Source organism: Streptomyces albus subsp. albus (genome assembly GCF_000719865.1).
GTDB classification, from domain to species: Bacteria; Actinomycetota; Actinomycetes; order Streptomycetales; family Streptomycetaceae; genus Streptomyces; species Streptomyces albus_E.
Genome location: NZ_JOID01000036.1, coordinates 33,291 through 49,401, shown reverse-complemented (window position 1 = coordinate 49,401; position 16,111 = coordinate 33,291). Strand labels below are relative to the sequence as shown.

13 protein-coding genes and 1 rRNA gene are annotated in these 16,111 nt (G+C 72.7%); 8 read left to right on the top strand and 6 right to left on the bottom strand.

The annotated features are described in order from the left end of the window. Nucleotides 1-77: ribosomal RNA gene (gene rrf / locus IF83_RS0126915) — 5S ribosomal RNA — on the top strand; the annotation flags it as partial. A gap of 147 nt (nucleotides 78-224) precedes the next feature. On the opposite strand, the gene IF83_RS0126910 is transcribed toward rrf, so the two are convergent. Genes IF83_RS0126910 through IF83_RS0126890 form a run of 5 tightly spaced genes read right to left on the bottom strand, consistent with a single transcriptional unit; the run spans nucleotide 225 to nucleotide 5,729 of the window. Continuing rightward, on the bottom strand, nucleotides 225-1,535 hold the full coding sequence (locus IF83_RS0126910; RefSeq protein ID WP_030548531.1) for a DUF58 domain-containing protein: 1,311 nt from the start codon (nucleotides 1,533-1,535) through the stop codon (nucleotides 225-227). Between the two features lie 16 nt (nucleotides 1,536-1,551). Continuing rightward, the gene (locus IF83_RS0126905; RefSeq protein ID WP_030548529.1) at nucleotides 1,552-2,517 is read right to left on the bottom strand and encodes an AAA family ATPase; all 966 of its coding nucleotides are present in this window, start codon (nucleotides 2,515-2,517) and stop codon (nucleotides 1,552-1,554) included. Beyond that, a complete protein-coding gene (locus tag IF83_RS0126900; RefSeq protein WP_078843917.1) occupies nucleotides 2,514-3,767 on the bottom strand; it encodes a DUF4350 domain-containing protein in 1,254 nt (417 codons plus the stop codon). The genes IF83_RS0126905 and IF83_RS0126900 overlap by 4 nt, the downstream gene beginning before the upstream one ends. Then, on the bottom strand, nucleotides 3,764-4,453 hold the full coding sequence (locus IF83_RS0126895; RefSeq protein WP_030548525.1) for a DUF4129 domain-containing protein: 690 nt from the start codon (nucleotides 4,451-4,453) through the stop codon (nucleotides 3,764-3,766). Before IF83_RS0126895 ends, IF83_RS0126900 begins: the two co-directional genes overlap by 4 nt. A 7-nt stretch (nucleotides 4,454-4,460) precedes the next feature. Next, entirely contained in the window at nucleotides 4,461-5,729 is a 1,269-nt protein-coding gene (locus IF83_RS0126890) for a DUF7544 domain-containing protein (RefSeq protein WP_030548522.1), read from the bottom strand. Nucleotides 5,730-5,915: 186 nt separating this feature from the next. Between IF83_RS0126890 and mtnA the strand changes: the two genes are divergently transcribed. From mtnA to IF83_RS0126855, 7 genes are all read left to right on the top strand, one after another. After that, the gene (gene mtnA, locus IF83_RS0126885) at nucleotides 5,916-7,064 is read left to right on the top strand and encodes an S-methyl-5-thioribose-1-phosphate isomerase (protein ID WP_030548520.1); all 1,149 of its coding nucleotides are present in this window, start codon (nucleotides 5,916-5,918) and stop codon (nucleotides 7,062-7,064) included. A 15-nt stretch (nucleotides 7,065-7,079) separates the two neighbouring features. Continuing rightward, the gene (gene mtrA / locus IF83_RS0126880; RefSeq protein ID WP_019711651.1) at nucleotides 7,080-7,757 is read left to right on the top strand and encodes a two-component system response regulator MtrA; all 678 of its coding nucleotides are present in this window, start codon (nucleotides 7,080-7,082) and stop codon (nucleotides 7,755-7,757) included. Between the two features lies 1 nt (nucleotide 7,758). Beyond that, nucleotides 7,759-9,768: an MtrAB system histidine kinase MtrB gene (mtrB, locus tag IF83_RS0126875; RefSeq protein WP_078843914.1), complete on the top strand. Its 2,010-nt coding sequence runs from the start codon at nucleotides 7,759-7,761 to the stop codon at nucleotides 9,766-9,768. Nucleotides 9,769-9,805: 37 nt separating this feature from the next. Next, the gene (locus IF83_RS0126870) at nucleotides 9,806-11,611 is read left to right on the top strand and encodes an LpqB family beta-propeller domain-containing protein (RefSeq protein WP_244177220.1); all 1,806 of its coding nucleotides are present in this window, start codon (nucleotides 9,806-9,808) and stop codon (nucleotides 11,609-11,611) included. Between the two features lie 130 nt (nucleotides 11,612-11,741). Next, nucleotides 11,742-12,440 (top strand): ComF family protein, encoded by a 699-nt coding sequence (locus IF83_RS0126865; RefSeq protein WP_030548514.1) that lies wholly within the window; start codon nucleotides 11,742-11,744, stop codon nucleotides 12,438-12,440. A gap of 415 nt (nucleotides 12,441-12,855) precedes the next feature. Then, the gene (gene hpf / locus IF83_RS0126860) at nucleotides 12,856-13,542 is read left to right on the top strand and encodes a ribosome hibernation-promoting factor, HPF/YfiA family (protein WP_030548512.1); all 687 of its coding nucleotides are present in this window, start codon (nucleotides 12,856-12,858) and stop codon (nucleotides 13,540-13,542) included. 196 nt (nucleotides 13,543-13,738) lie between these two features. After that, nucleotides 13,739-14,482, top strand: a complete 744-nt coding sequence (locus IF83_RS0126855) for a response regulator (RefSeq protein WP_030548510.1) — start codon at nucleotides 13,739-13,741, stop codon at nucleotides 14,480-14,482. 121 nt (nucleotides 14,483-14,603) lie between these two features. Here IF83_RS0126855 and IF83_RS0126850 read toward each other — a convergent pair whose 3' ends face one another. After that, entirely contained in the window at nucleotides 14,604-15,836 is a 1,233-nt protein-coding gene (locus tag IF83_RS0126850; RefSeq protein WP_030548508.1) for a winged helix-turn-helix domain-containing protein, read from the bottom strand. Between the last annotated feature and the right edge of the window lie 275 nt (nucleotides 15,837-16,111).

The following is a 16,111-nucleotide window of genomic DNA, read 5'->3' as shown; positions in this document are numbered from 1 at the left end:
CGAACCCGGAAGCTAAGCCTTTCAGCGCCGATGGTACTGCAGGGGGGACCCTGTGGGAGAGTAGGACGCCGCCGAACTCCTTGTGAAGCCGGGTTTCCCCGGGCCAGTTATGGCCGGGGAAAACCGGCTTTTTTTGTTTCTTGGGGCTGTTCAGCCCGTCGGGTGGGGCCGGGATGAGAAGGCAAGCGGGTCGCGCTGCCTTGGCTTGCGGTTCGTATGCCTTGTCAGAGGCGGCCGGCTGCTTTGAGTGCGAGGTAGGCGTCCGCCAGGGCGGGGGCGAGATCCTCCGGGGTGGCGTCGACGACCGTGACGCCGTGGCGGCGGAGCCGGTCCGCCGTGCGTGTGCGCTCTGCTTGTGCGCGGGCGCCGGCGGCGGCCTGGTAGACGGCTTCCACGGAACCCCTGGCCGCTGCCATTTGCTGGATGTGGGGATCGGCCACCGCGGCCAGCAGGACCGTATGGCGGTGCGTGAGCTGGGGCAGTACGGGCAGCAGGCCTTCCTCGACGGGGGCTGCGTCCAAGGTCGTCAGCAGGATGATCAGTGAGTGGCGCGGGGCGGTCCGCAGGGCGGCGGCGGCAAGGCCGTGGGAATCCGTCTCGACGAGTTCCGGCTCCAGGGGAGCCAGAGCGCCGACCACGGCCGGCAGGAGGTCGCCCGCTGTGCGGCCCTGTACAGAGGCCCGGATCCGCCGGTCGTAGGCGAGGAGCCCCACTTGGTCCCCGGCGCGGCCCGCCAGGGCGGTCAGGAGGAGCGCGGCGTCCATGGCGGCGTCGAGTCGTGGGATGTCGCCGACGCGGCCGGCCGAGGTTCTTCCGGTGTCGAGGACGAGGAGGATGTGACGGTTGCGTTCCGGACGCCAGGTACGGACGGCCACGGACGACTGGCGGGCCGTGGCACGCCAGTCGATGGAGCGGGTGTCGTCACCGGGGACGTACTCGCGGAGGCTGTCGAATTCGGTTCCCTCGCCGCGGGTGAGCAGACTGGTGCGGCCGTCCAGCTCGCGGAGTCTGGCGAGCTTGGCCGGGAGGTGCCTTCGGCTGGGGAACGGTGGCAGGACGCGGAGGCGCCAGGGCACTTGGTGGTGGCCCTGCCGGGCTGCGAGTCCGAGCGGGCCGTAGGACCGCACGGTGACGCGGTCCGGTGCACGGTCGCCGCGGCGTGTGGGCCTGAGCGGAGTGGTGATGCGGCGCTGCTCGCCTCCCGGGATGGTCAGCCGGTGGCGGGTCCCGGCCGGGGTGGCGCCCGGCGGCAGCACGCTGGGAGGCCATGCGTCACGGATGAGGGCGCGCAGCGGGCGGCCCGGAGGGCTGGCGATGGTGAGGTGGGCGGAAGCCTGTTCGCCGAGCCGAACTGACGTATCACCGGATCGGGTGAAGCGGAGCGTGCGGACTGGCGCGGCGAGCGCGAGGTCTCCGAGAATTGCCAGCAGCAGGGGGAGATTTACCAGGAGCAGCCCGGTGGTGCTGGGCATCAGCAGACCGGTGACCAATGCGCCGAGAGCGGCGATCAGAGCAGTTCGTCCGGTGAGGGCCATCGTTCACTCGCGCCGTTCAGCGGGGGACGGGGACGTTGGCGAGGATTGCCTGGATCACAGAATCCGGCGTGATGCCTTCCATCTCGGCCTCCGGGCGCAGTTGGACGCGGTGGCGGAGCGTGGGCAGAGCCAGGGCCTTGACATCGTCGGGGATGACGTAATCGCGGCCGGTGAGCCAGGCCCAGGCCCGAGCGGTCGACAGCAGAGCGGTGGCGCCTCGCGGGGAGACACCGAGAGAGAGCGAGGGGGAGTCGCGGGTGGCACGGCAGATATCGACGACGTAACCGGTGATCTCCGGGGAGACGGAGGTTGTTGCCACAGCGGTGCGGGCCGCTGCCAGATCGGTGGCGTTCGCCACGGGGCGGAGGCCGGCAGCCTGTAGGTCTCCCGGGTTGAAGCCCTGCGCATGGCGCATGAGCACGGCCATCTCGTCGTCGCGGGAGGGCAGGGGCACGGTCAGCTTCAGGAGGAAGCGGTCTAGCTGGGCTTCCGGCAGGGGGTAAGTGCCCTCGTACTCAACGGGGTTCTGCGTCGCTGCCACGAGAAACGGTTCGGGCAGAGGGCGGGGAACTCCGTCGACGGTGACTTGGCGCTCTTCCATGGCTTCCAGGAGAGAGGCCTGGGTCTTCGGCGGAGTGCGGTTGATCTCGTCGGCGAGCAGGAGATGGGTGAAGACGGGACCGGGCTGGAAGGAGAACTCGGCCGTGCGCGCGTCATAGACCAGGGAACCGGTGACATCGCTGGGCATCAGATCGGGGGTGAACTGGACGCGTTTCATGTCGAGTTCCAGCGAGGCGGCCAGGGCGCGGACGAGCAGCGTCTTGGCGACTCCGGGAACGCCTTCGAGCAGGACATGGCCGCGGCAGAGAAGTGCGACGACCAGGCCCGTGATGGCCGGATCCTGGCCGACCACGGCTTTGGCGATCTCGGTCCTCAGCGCCTCCAGGGAGGCGCGGGCGCTGTCGGCGGTCGGGGCGCTCACGAGGGGGTGTCCTTTTCCTTGAGGGGAGCTGTGTCGGGGGGTGTGGTGGGAGCAACGGGGATGCCTGCGGTGACGGTCCGTTCGAGGCGGTCCAGTTCCTCGGTGAGGCGGATCAGGGACTGGTCGTCGGGAGGCACCGGTCCGAAGAGCAGGGCGGCGATATCGGGCTCGGCGCCGGGGACATGGGCGGCCAGGGCCGGGCACAGGGTCTCGGGATGGTGGGCCCGGACGGCGGTCACGCCGACGACCGGGGCGAGCCGGCTTCTGGTGGCGGACCGGAGGATCTCGGTGGCACGGTCCCGGGCGTGTGCCTGGTGGTACAGACGGGCACGACCCTCGGTTGTCTCCGAGGCCCGGATGGTGACGGGGAGCCGTTCCGGTGTGAGGGGTCCGAGGCGCCGGGCCCGCCACAGTGCGGCGAACACGGCGGCGATGCCCAGTTGCGTCGCTGCCCAGAGCCAGCCCGGAGGCAGGAGCTGGAGGAAGCCGCGGTCTGCGCCATCGGAGGCGGCGGAGTCGTCGAGTGAGGGGAGGTACCAGATCAACTCGTCCTGCGAGCCCAGGAGTTGCAGGGCCAGGGAAGCGTTGCCGTGTTCCGCGAGCCGGTCGTTGAAGAGGATGTCGGGCGAGCCGAGCAGGACGGTGTCGCGGTGGTCGGGGCCCGGGATCCGGACCAGGGTCGGCAGTCCGTCGCCGAGATAGCAGATGTCGGCGTCCGGCGCCTTCGAGGAGAGGGAGTAACGGATGCCACCGAGCTCGGCGTCTCCGGCCCGGCGGGCGGCGGGGAGGTCACAGTCCGGGGAGCGGGTGGCGACCTCGACCGGTTCGGCCACCCGCAGGGCGGGGGCCAGGGCGCGGGTGGCATCGGGGCCGGGGCCGAGGAGCACGGTGCGCGCACGCGGTGCGGCGGCCGTCTTCTTCAGGACCGTCAGCTGGCGTTCGGTGAGGAGGTCGGGGTTGGTGATCAGCAGGGTGGTGCCCGGACCGGCCGCCGCGGTGGCCTCTGCGGTCGTGGTGACCACTGTGGTGCGTACGCCGCGGTCGGCCAGCAGTTCGGCGACAGCGCGGCTGCCGTAGCGATCGGCGGAGCGCGGGTCGAGCCGGCCGTGCTGTTCACCGGATCGCACGGCGGCGAGGGCGATTCCCGCCAGGATGAGGACGGCCAGGGCGAGGAGCAGGCCGCGGGACCGGGTCCAGAGCTGGTGGGCGGTGGGGGCGGCCGAGGTCTCGGCGGCGGCTGTCCGGGTCATACGGTTCCCCCGGCCCCGGCCCCGGCGGGCTGCGGCTTGGTGTGCTGGAGCTGGACGTCCAGGTCCCGGAGTCGGCCGTAGACCTCCGCGGTGCCGGGACGGCCGCCGTAGGTGACGGCGTCGAAGTCCCGGGCAGCGGTGCGCAGTTGGTCCGCGTGAGCGGGCAGGGGACGTCCGGCCTCGGCGGCGGCCTCATCGGCGGTGCGGCCGGGGCGCGGGTCGAGCAGGGCGCGTTCCTCCAGCGACCGGACGAGGGCTCGCATCCGTTCCCGCACGGCGAGGTCCCATTCCTGGGCGGCGGCGTGCCGTTCGGCGGCCGTCCGGTGTTCGGTGGCGCTCCGCGGACGGTCGTCGAAGAGGGCGACAGCGGCAGTCGATGTGCGGTGCAGTGGACCGAGGCGCAGCCGGAGGGCCACGACCAGGAGGAGGAGTACGGCGATGACGACGGCCAGGCCGACCGGGCCGCCGGGGGTGACCCCGGCCGCGGCGTTGAAAAGGGTGTCGAGCCATTCCCAGAAGCGGTCGAGGGCCCGCCGGAGAAGGCTCGGTTCATGCTCCCGGTACATCCGCCGGGAGAGTTCGTCCTCCGCCGCCTCCCGGGCGGGCAGTCGCGGGATCCGTACGGGGACGTCGTCCGCCGCACGAATCCCGTACCGCGCCGCCGCGAGACCGCCCGCTGCCGCGATCACCGCATCAGCTCCCCGGGGTGGCGCCGTCGGTGCGGCCGTCTCCGGGGCCCGGTGTTCCGTAGCCGGGGAGGCCGGCCGCGCGGCCCAGCTCCAGGTCGAGGGCTTCCCGCCGGATCCGCTGGTCCATGTAGAGGAGAGCCGTGACGCCGGCGCTGATGGGGAAGGTGATGGTGGAGCTGATCACCGCGCCGATGCCGAGGACGATGAGGAAGAGCCAGCCCGTCTCCGCGGTCTCGCCGGCCATCCAGTCGGCGGCGCTCTCGCCGCCGACGACCACGGCGATCAGGCTGGTCGGGATCTCGATGACGGCGGCGACGAACACCAGCAGGACCATGGTCAGCAGCTGGATGCCGAACACCCGCCACCAGGCACCCCGGACGAGCTTGGCGGACCGGCGCAGGGAGGCGACGACCCCCTGCCGTTCCAGCATCAGGGCCGGGGCGGCCAGGCTGAAGCGGATCCAGAGCCAGACCGCTGTGACGAGGGCGGCGAGGCCTCCCGCGAGCGTGAGAGCGGCTCCGGCGCCGGTGGGGCCGGTCGCGGTCATGATCAGCCCTGGGGCCATCGCCGCGAGGGTGATCGCCAGGATGATCAGCGGGATCAGCAGAAGCAGCCCGAAGAGGCGCGGGAGCTGGGGCCGCGCGCTGCGCCAGGCGTCACCGGTGGTGACGGGGCGGCCGAGGACCGCCTGGCTGACGACTATGGTCAGCATGGCGGTGGCGATGATGGTGCCGAGCATGCTGACGACCCCGGTGACGGCGCCGCCGGTGAGGGTGCCGCTGAGGGCGTCCAGGATCTCGTCGGGCGTCGGGTCGGGATCGTTCTCCAGGGCGGCCAGCCCGGTCTGGTCGTTGAACCAGATTCCCGTGGTGACCGTGGAGACGGCCTGGGTGACCGCGGCGACGGCGAGGGAGATGCCCAGCACGGTGCGCCAGTGCGCCCGCATCGTGGAGACGGCGCCGTCCAGGATCTCGCCGATGCCCAGCGGCCGGAGCGGGATGATGCCCGGCTTGGCCACGACGGGCGCGGGTGCCCAGCCGGTGCCCCAGCCGCCCTGGCCGCCCCAGCCGCCGCCTTCCGGCGGCGGGGTGGGTCCGGAGCCGGTGGGGGCGGCCCACTGGCCGCCGGGCGGCTGCTCCTTGGACCAGTTCACCGGGGGCTTGCTGTCACTGCCGGTGTCGTCCCGGCCGGGGGCAGCGGGGTTTCCGCCTTCTCGGCCCGGGTCGCCGGAGGGGGCCGATCCGGGCGAGGCCCAGCCCGGAGAGTCGTTCATCATCGCTCCTTCGCGGTGCCGTCCGCGGGCCGTCCGGCTGCGCCGGCGAGTGCCGGGCCCGGGGCGCGCGGTGACGGCCGGTTGGCTGCCATCGTCCCATGGGGCCCGTCGGGCATGGGGCGAGCCCTGTCTTCCGGAAGCCGAGGGCACCTTCTGATCTGTCCGCCGCACCGGCAGACTGGACGGATGGTTGATCAGAACGCGGTAATCGCGGCGGCCGGTGACCCGGCCATCCTTCCCTCCCTGCGCTGGGACGAGCCGCCGGAGGGGCCGGTGCTGGTGCTGCTCGACCAGACCCGGCTGCCGGCCGAGGAGACCGAGCTGGTGTGCACGGACGTGCCGGCTCTGGTGGAGGCGATCAGCACCCTCGCCGTGCGGGGGGCTCCGTTGCTGGGGCTCGCGGGTGCCTACGGTGTCGCGCTGGCCGCCGTACGCGGCTATGACGTGGAGGAGGCGGCCGGACTGCTCTCCGGGGCCCGCCCCACCGCCGTCAACCTCGGCTACGGGGTGCGCCGGGCGCTGGACGCGTACCGCAGGGTGGCCGGCCGGGGAGGCGGACCGGAGGAGGCGGCCGCGGCGGCCCTCGCCGAGGCGCGGGATCTGCACCGGCAGGACGCGGAGGCGAGCGCGCGGATGGCCGAGCACGGGGTGGCGCTGCTGCGCGAGCTGCTGCCGGGCGGTGGCTACCGGTTGCTCACCCACTGCAATACCGGGAGGCTGGTTTCCGGAGGTGAGGGCACGGCTCTCGCGGTGGTGCGCGGGGCGCACCGCGCGGGGGAGCTGCGGCGGCTGTGGGTGGACGAGACCCGTCCGCTGCTGCAGGGCTCGCGGCTGACCGCCTGGGAGGCGGCGCGGAGCGGTATGGCGTACACGCTGCTGCCGGACAACGCGGCCGGCTCGCTCTTCTCGGCCGGCGAGGTGGACGCGGTGCTGATCGGTGCGGACCGGATCGCGGCGGACGGTTCGGTGGCCAACAAGGTCGGCAGCTATCCGCTGGCGGTGCTGGCGCGCTACCACCATGTGCCGTTCATCGTGGTGGCGCCGACCACCACGGTGGATCCCGGGACTCCGGACGGCGCCTCGATCGAGGTGGAGCAGCGTCCGGGACACGAGGTGACGGAGGTCGTGCCGCCCCAAGTCCCCGGTGGTGTACGGGAAGCGGGTATGGGCATATCGCTGGCCCCGCTGGGGACTCAGGCGTACAATCCGGCCTTCGACGTCACTCCGCCGGAATTGGTGACGGCGATCGTCACCGAGCACGGTGTCGTATCGCCCGTCACGGGGGACGCAATCGGGGACCTGTGCTCCAGGTCACGCCAGGTCACGATCAGCTAATGGGATGATGTCGGTATGAAGGGACGCGTTCTCGTCGTCGATGACGACACCGCACTGGCAGAGATGCTCGGCATCGTGCTGCGCGGCGAGGGCTTCGAACCATCGTTCGTCGCGGACGGTGACAAGGCTCTGGCCGCCTTCCGCGAGACCAAGCCCGATCTGGTGCTGCTCGATCTGATGCTGCCCGGCCGGGACGGCATCGAGGTGTGCCGGCTGATCCGGGCCGAGTCCGGGGTGCCGATCGTCATGCTGACGGCGAAGAGCGACACCGTCGACGTGGTGGTGGGGCTGGAGTCCGGCGCCGACGACTACATCGTCAAGCCGTTCAAGCCCAAGGAACTGGTGGCGCGGATCCGTGCCCGGCTGCGGCGCTCCGAGGAGCCCGCGCCGGAGCAGCTCGCGATCGGCGACCTGGTGATCGACGTCGCCGGCCACTCGGTGAAGCGGGACGGGCAGTCGATCGCGCTCACCCCGCTGGAGTTCGATCTGCTGGTCGCGCTGGCGCGCAAGCCGTGGCAGGTCTTCACCCGGGAAGTGCTGCTCGAACAGGTGTGGGGCTACCGGCACGCGGCGGACACGCGGCTGGTCAATGTGCATGTGCAGCGGCTCCGTTCGAAGGTGGAGAAGGACCCGGAACGGCCGGAGATCGTGGTGACGGTCCGCGGTGTCGGATACAAGGCGGGACCAGGCTGACATGGCCGGGCACGGTGCTGCTCCGGAGCGCAACGAGGGGCGGCCCGTCGATCCGGTGGGCAGGATCTCGCTGTACGACCGCCTCCGGCAGGGCGGCGGGCTGTTGCAGGACGGGGCCCCGGGCGGTCCCGTCAACCCGCTGCTGCGGATGGTGCTGCGCTGGGTGCGGCGTCCGCTCCTGGCGGCGCTCCGGCTGTGGCGGCGCAACATCCAGCTGCGGGTGGTCGCGAGCACGCTGCTGATGTCGCTCGGTGTGGTGCTGCTGCTCGGCGTCGTGGTGATCGGGCAGGTGCGCAACGGACTCCAGGACGCCAAGACCAGTGCCGCGCAGTCCCAGGCGGCCGGTGGCTTCAAGGTGGCCCAGGATCAGGCCGACGCGGACGCCCGCGGTGAGCCCGGTGCCACCGCGGGCAGCCGGGCCCAGCTCAACTCCGGTGTCTGGCTGACCGATCTGGTGCAGCAGCTCGCCAGCGGCGGCCAGGGCGTCTATTCCGTGGTGGCGCTCAGCTCGGACACCGAACAGCCCTTCGTGGACGACAGTTCCGGTACCCGTGCGCCGCGGTCCTCCGGTGATGTGCAGCCCGAGCAGAGCGTGCCGCAGGCGCTGCGGGACTCCCTCGACGCCGAGCCCGGCACGTACATGCAGCACACCCGCATCGTCCGGAGTTCCGGGGCCGGGGAGCCCGCGCTGGCGATCGGCAAGCAGCTCAACGACGTCAACGGCAATCCGTACCAGCTCTACTACCTCTTCCCGTTCACGCAGGAGGAGAAGTCGCTGAGCCTGGTCAAGACGACTCTGGCGACCGCGGGGGTGTTCGTCGTCGTGCTGCTCGGCGCCATCGCCTGGGTGGTGGTGCGGCAGGTCGTGACTCCGGTGCGGATGGCGGCGGGGATCTCCGAGCGGCTCGCGGCCGGTCTGCTCCAGGAGCGGATGAAGGTCACCGGCGAGGACGACATCGCGCGGCTCGGCGAGTCCTTCAACAAGATGGCGCAGAACCTCCAGCACAAGATCCAGCAACTGGAGGAGCTCTCGCGGATGCAGCGGCGCTTCGTCTCCGACGTCTCGCACGAGCTGCGCACCCCGCTGACGACCGTACGGATGGCCGCAGAGGTCATTCATGACGCGCGGGACGACTTCGACCCGGTGACCGCGCGGTCCGCGGAACTCCTCCGCGGACAGGTGGACCGCTTCGAGTCCCTGCTGGCGGATCTTCTGGAGATCAGCCGGTTCGACGCCGGGGCGGCGGCCCTGGAGGCCGAGCCGATCGACCTGCGGACCGTGGTCGGCCAGGTGATCGAGGGTGCCGAGCCGCTCGCCGAGAACAAGGGCAGCCGCATCGTCGTGCGCGGGGCGGAGCAGCCGGTGATCGCCGAGGCCGATCCGCGGCGGATCGAGCGGGTGCTGCGCAACCTCGTGGTCAACGCCGTGGAGCACGGCGAGGGGCGCGATGTGGTGGTGCGGCTGGCGGCCGCGGGCGGCGCCGTGGCCGTGGCCGTACGGGACTACGGCGTCGGGCTCAAGCCGGGCGAGGCGACCCGGGTCTTCAACCGCTTCTGGCGGGCCGATCCGGCCCGTGCCCGGACGACCGGCGGAACGGGACTGGGCCTGTCGATCGCCGTGGAGGACGCGCGCCTGCACGGAGGCTGGCTGCAGGCGTGGGGCGAACCGGGCGGCGGCTCACAGTTCCGGCTGACGCTTCCGCGGACGGCCGACGGCACACTCCGCGGCTCGCCCATCCCGCTGGAGCCGGAGGACTCCCGGCGCAACCGGGAGCAGGCGCAGACAAGCGGCCCGGCGGAGCGGGGAGCGGACCGCGCCGCCCCCGGAGCGCCGCCCTCGCCGCGGCCCGCGCCCGCGGTGGCGGACCCGGCGGCGCTTCCGGGCAGCGGCACCCGGGTGGTGGCGCGGGGTGAGAGCGGCCGGCCCGCGGCGCGGCGGGGGGCCGGCACCGGCGCCACGCGGCGGGGCCGGGACGACGACGATCGGGAGGACGGACCGGGTGAGGCCTGACCAGCGCCGGTACGGACGGAAGAGCCCCGGGGGCCCGGTGCGCACCAGTGCGCTGGTCCTCTGCGGGGCCCTCATGGCCGGCTGCGCGTCGATGCCGGAGAGCGGCGGGGTGCGCCGGGTGGACGTGTCCCAGCGGGCCGACGCCGACGCCCAGGTACGGGTGTTCGGGGTGCCGCCGCGGAAGGGTGAGCTGCCGGCCGACATCGTGCGGGGCTTCCTGGAGGCGACGACCAGCGACGAGGCGGATTTCCGCACGGCTCGGCAGTATCTGACCAAGGAGGCGTCCCGGCGCTGGCGTCCCTTCTCGGTGACGACGGTGCTCGCCGACGGGCCCGTGCCCCGCATGGACCCCCGGGCCGGCGACCGGCAGGACGATTCCGTCGTGGCGGTCCTGAGCGGTGACCAGATCGCCGTCGTCGACCAGGACCAGGCCTACCGGCCGGAGGAGGGCCCGTACGAGACGCGGGTGCGGCTGGCGAAGGTGGGCGGCGAGTGGCGGATCGACCAGCCGCCGCAGGGTCTGGTGCTCGGCCGTTCCGACTTCGAACGGATCTACCGTCCCGTCAACAAGTACTACTTCGCGGTGCCCGGCTCCCGTGAGGACAGCGGGACCGGTGGGGACGTGCTGGTCGCGGACCCCGTCTATCTGCGCAAGCGCATCGGCAAACGCGAGGATCTGGTCACGTCGACCGTCAAGGCGCTGCTCGAGGGGCCCAGCAGCTGGCTCGATCCGGTCGTCGAGTCGAAGTTCCCCGCGGGGACGCGACTGGCCGACGAAACGCTCTCCCTGGACGACTCCAACGGGCTGAGGGTCCGGCTCAACGACCGCGGCGCGCGGGTGGGTCCGGTGCAGTGCAACCAGATGGCCGCGCAGCTCCTCTTCGCCGTGCAGGATCTGGCGTCGGCCCAGGTCAGCCAGGTGGACCTGGCCGACCCCAAGGGGGCGCGGCTGTGCGTGGTCAATCGCGGCCAGGCGGACGCGTACGCCCCGGCGGGGCTGCGGGAGCCGTCCGAACGCCAGTACTTCCTCGACGCCCGCGACCGGCTGGCGAGCCTGCCACCCGGCGGCGAGGTGCCGTCGCTGGTCGCCGGCCCCTTCGGTGACGGGCAGGTGGCCCTGAGGTCGGTCGCGGTGGCCCGCAGTGAACGGCTGGCGGCGGGTGTCTCGCAGGACGGGCGCTCGCTGTACCTGGCGCCGATCGAGACGGGGGCCGAGCCCGGTGAGGTGCTGCTGCGCAGCAGAGCCGGACGGGCGGAGGACGGGCTGTCCCGGCCCAGCTGGGACGGGAGCGGCAATCTGTGGATCGCGGACCGGGATCCGGAAGGCCCGCGCCTGCTGTATCTGGCCCGGGGGACGGAGGAACCGCGGGAGATCGTGGTCCCCTCCCTGGGGGACGGGCGGATCGAGTCGCTCCGGGTCGCTTCGGACGGCGTGCGGATCGCGCTGGTCGTGAAGCGCGGTGAGCGGACTTCCCTGGAGCTGGGCCGGATCGAACGGACGGGCGGCGGTCCGGGGAAGCCGCCGCTGTCGGTGAACGACCTGCGTCCCGTGACGCCGACGCTGGAGCATGTGGAGTCGGCGTCCTGGGCGGGCGTGAGCCGGCTGGTCGTCGTGGGCCGTGCCTCCGGTGTGCAGCAGCTGCAGTACGTGCGGACGGACGGCTCGGCGGTGAACACGCCGCCCCTCCCGGGTGCCAACGGCGTGACGGCGGTGGCGGCCTCGGAGGACGAGGACAAGCCGCTGCTCGCCGACTCCGAGGACGGGATCGTCCGGCTGCCCCCGATGGGGGCCAACTGGCAGCTGGTGACCGAGAAGGGCTCGGAGCCGGTCTATCCGGGGTAGCGGCGCGGGACGGTCCGCGGCGTCCCTCTTCCCGGTCCGCTCCGGGTGTTCCGGGGTTGTCCACAGGCAGGGTGTCCTGGTTGTCCACAGGGGTGGCGGAGCCGTCGGAGGGCGGGGCAGAGTCACAGCCGTGCGGGAGTGGTGGCGGGAGATCACGGAGCTGGTGCTGCCGGCCGACTGCGCGGGGTGCGGCCGGCCGGGCACCGCGCTGTGCGGCGGGTGTCACGCGGCGCTGACGGGGCGGCTCGCGGCCTCGGTGCGGCCGGTGCCGTCGCCCGCTGGGCTGCCGCCGGTGCGGGCCGCCGCGCCGTACGGGGGCGAGGTGCGGTCCGTGCTGCTCGCCCACAAGGAGCGGGGTGCGCTGTCACTCGCCGGGCCGCTCGGCGCCGCGCTCGCCGGAGCCGTCCCGTCGCGGGTCCCCGGGCGGGAGCCGTGGCTGCTGGTGCCGGTGCCGTCGGCGCGCCGGTCGGTGGCGCGCCGCGGCCACGACCCCACCCGCCGTATCGCGCTCGCGGCCGCCGCGCTGCTGCGGCGAGCGGGGCGGCCGGTCCGGGTGCTGCCCGCGCTGCGGCAGCGGCGGTTGGTGGCCGATCAGTCCGGGCTGCCGGCGCGGGCCCGGGCCGCCAATCTCGCGGGGGCTCTGGAGGTGGCCGGGCGGGCGGAGGAGCTGGTCCGGTCCGCTCCGGTGGTTCTGGTGGACGACCTGATGACCACGGGGGCGTCGCTGGCGGAATCCGCACGTTCGGTCCGTTCGGCGGGCGGGAAGGTGATCGGTGCGGCGGTGGTCGCGGCGCCGCCCAGCGCCTTCGCGCCGCGCCCGGGCCCGTGACGCCGGACCGGAACCGACGCCGGGCGCGCGTCGTTACAGGTGAGAGAGGGTGACCCGGGCACGAGAGGAACGGCACACCGGGAAGAGACGGAGGCCGCCAGGGGGTGCCATCCCCCGTTCGGGCGAGTTATGTTCAGTTCTGAGAGGTGGCGGGATTTATGCCACTTCTGGCGGGTTTTGGTGTGACTCGGCGAGGACAGGTGCGAGTCAGAGCACGACCGCCGACCCGGGAGCCGATGGGGTGTTGATCTTGTCGGCTGGGGAGGAGGAGGTGAAAGCCGCAGCGCCCGGCTCCGCGTCGTGGTGGTGCGGCAGACGCAGTGCCGGACGGGCCCCGTCCCGGGGCGGCCGTCCGGACCGAGGGCAAGAGGGATGCGCTCCGCCCCGAGCGGGGCGACCCGGAACGGAGTTCTGCGTGGACATCGTCGTCAAGGGCCGCAAGACCGAGGTACCCGAGCGCTTCCGCAAGCACGTGGCCGAGAAGCTGAAGCTGGACAAGATCCAGAGGCTCGACGGCAAGGTGATCAGCCTCGACGTCGAGGTGTCCAAGGAGCACAACCCGCGGCAGGCCAACCGCTCCGACCGAGTGGAGATCACCCTCCGGACCCGCGGACCGGTGATCAGGGCGGAGGCCGCCGCCGCCGACCCATACGCAGCGCTGGACGCGGCCACGGCGCGGCTCGACGCCCAGCTGCGCAAGCGGGGCGACAAGCGCCGTGTCCACCGGGGCCCCGGCCGCACGCCGACCAGCGTCGCCGAGGCCACCGCGCCGCTCGCCGAGCACCTGAACGGCGGCACCGCCGTGACGTCCCCGCCCGAGGAGACCGTCACCACCAAGCGGATCGGGTCCCTGGAGGTGCAGGGCGACGGGCCGCTCGTGGTCCGCGAGAAGACCCACACCGCCGCTCCGATGAGCCTGGACCAGGCGCTCTACGAGATGGAGCTGGTCGGGCACGACTTCTACCTGTTCATCGACTCCGAGACGAAGCAGCCCAGCGTGGTCTACCGCCGGCACGCCTATGACTACGGCGTGATCCACCTGGAGTCGGACTCCATGGTCTCCGAACCGCCCAGTGGCGCGGGCGGCGCGCTGGGCGGCTGACCGAGGCCCGCGATGGCGCGGTGAGCACCCATGCCCCCGGGAGCGTCCGTGCGCCCCCGGGGGCTCCCACGTGCGACCGTGAAAGCGTCGTTCCACCGCCTGAGCATGGAATCATGGCGAGGCGGTCAACCCGCCGTTCGACAGGACGGGTTGACCCGGCACGCGATCGAGGGCCAGGCCCTCGGGGGGAGGAACCATGGCGGACAGCTTCGGGCCCGTGACCGGCGGAGACGGCGAGGGCGCCGTCGAGACGGGCGCGGACGCGAACGGGTCGCGCACCGAGCCCATCCGGGTCCTCGTGGTGGACGACCACGCCCTCTTCCGTCGCGGGCTGGAGATCGTCCTCGCACAGGAGGAGGACATCGAGGTCATCGGCGAGGCCGGGGACGGCGCCGAGGCGGTGGAGAAGGCGGCCGATCTGCTGCCCGACATCGTGCTCATGGACGTGCGGATGCCGAAGCGGGGCGGCATCGAGGCCTGTACGTCGCTCAAGGAGGTGGCTCCCAGCGCGAAGATCATCATGCTGACGATCAGCGACGAGGAGGCCGATCTCTACGAGGCGATCAAGGCCGGGGCCACCGGCTACCTCCTCAAGGAGATCTCCACGGACGAGGTGGCGACCGCCATTCGCGCGGTCGCGGACGGACAGTCGCAGATCAGCCCCTCCATGGCCTCCAAGCTGCTCACCGAGTTCAAGTCGATGATCCAGCGCACCGACGAGCGCCGGCTGGTGCCCGCGCCCCGGCTCACGGACCGGGAGCTGGAGGTCCTCAAGCTCGTCGCGACCGGCATGAACAACCGGGATATCGCCAAGGAGCTCTTCATCAGCGAGAACACCGTGAAGAACCATGTGCGCAACATCCTGGAGAAGCTGCAGCTGCACTCCCGGATGGAGGCCGTGGTGTACGCGATGCGGGAGAAGATCCTGGAGATCCGCTGAGCGAGGGCCGGGCTCGCGGGCCGGCGCCGCGGCCCGGGCGCAGGGGGCACCGCACGGCTGTGATCGTGCGGGCCGGCCTCCGCCCGTCCGGGGCCGGCCTCCGGCAGCGGGCTGCGCGGCCTCAGCCGAGGACCTCGCCGACGGCCTTCGTCAGCGGAGCGGCCAGCTCCGGAGGGTCCATCCGCTCCACGCGCACCTGGGTGTATCCCACCCAGGAGGCCGCCTCGGCCAGCGCCTCCGCCATCGGCCGCACGGCCCGCCCGTTCAGCAGGGACAACTGACGGGCGACGAGGGTGGAGCCCTCGCGCGCCGGGTCCACCCGGCCCAGCAGCTTCCCGCCGGAGAGCAGCGGCATCGCGAAGTAGCCGTGGATCCGCCGCGGCTTGGGGACGTAGGCCTCCAGCCGGTGGGTGAAGCCGAAGATGCGCTCGGTGCGCGGCCGGTCCCAGATCAGGGAGTCGAACGGGGAGAGCAGGGTCGTGCGGTGGCGCCCTCGTGGCGGGGCGGTGAGCGCCGCCGGATCCGCCCACGCCGCGCCCGGCGGCCGGCCGCCCGAGTGGGAGGGGGAACCGCCGCGGCCGGCGGGCCTGCCCCAGCCCTGGACGGTCACGGGGACCAGCCCGGAGTCGGCGACGACCTCGTCGACCTGCTCGGCCCTGAGCCGGTGGTAGTCGGCGAGATCGGCGCGCGTGGCCACGCCCATCGCCGCCCCCGCCTGGGCCACCAGCCGGCGTACGCACTCGCGGTCGTCCAGGTCGTCGTGGAACAGGGGGTCCGGTATGACGCGCTCGGCGAGGTCGTACACCCGCTTCCAGCCGCGGCGCCGGGCGCAGACCACCTCGCCGGTGTCGAGCAGCCACTCCACCGCGATCTTCGTCTCGGACCAGTCGTACCACTCGCCGCCGTTCTTGGCGCCGCCCAACTCCGAAGCTGTCAGCGGGCCTTCGTCCTTCAGCCGGTCGCGCACGGCGGCGCAGGAGGCCTCGGAGTCCGCCATGACGTGCCAGCGGTGGCCGCGTGCGGCGCGGGCCCGGCGGCGGAAGGCGAAGTGCGGCCACTCCTCGATGGGCAGGATGCAGGCGGCGTGGGACCAGTATTCGAAGGCGTGCGAACCGGTCCAGTACGCCGACTCGACGGCCTCCCTGCCGACCGCGCCCAGCCGCGCGTACGGCACCAGTTCGTGTGAGCGGGCCAGCACGGAGATGGTGTCCAGCTGGACGGCGCCCAGGCTCCGCAGCACACCGCGGACTCCCGAGCGGCGGTCCGGGGCGCCGAGCAGCCCCTGCGCGCGCAGCGCGATGCGGCGGGCCTCGTCGGCGGAGAGTTCCAGGGCGGGCGTCGGCAGGCTCGTCATGCGGGCACCCTAGAGGCAGCCACTGACAGGGACGGGCACGCGGGTTCCCGTGCGGGCGGAGGAATCCGCCGGCGTCCTTCCCCGGTCGTCCGGAAACGGGCCGGTCCCCCGGCACCTTCCGGGCGGTCCGCGCGTTGGGTCATCGGAGCGAGTGCGCGCCTTCGTGGTGACGGACCTCCCGATGCGGGTGTGTCCTGACTTACGATGGCCGTTGCGGCGAGGCCTCACCTCGTCGTGCCCTCGCACCCGACCGTGCCAGGCCCGACCGGCAAGGA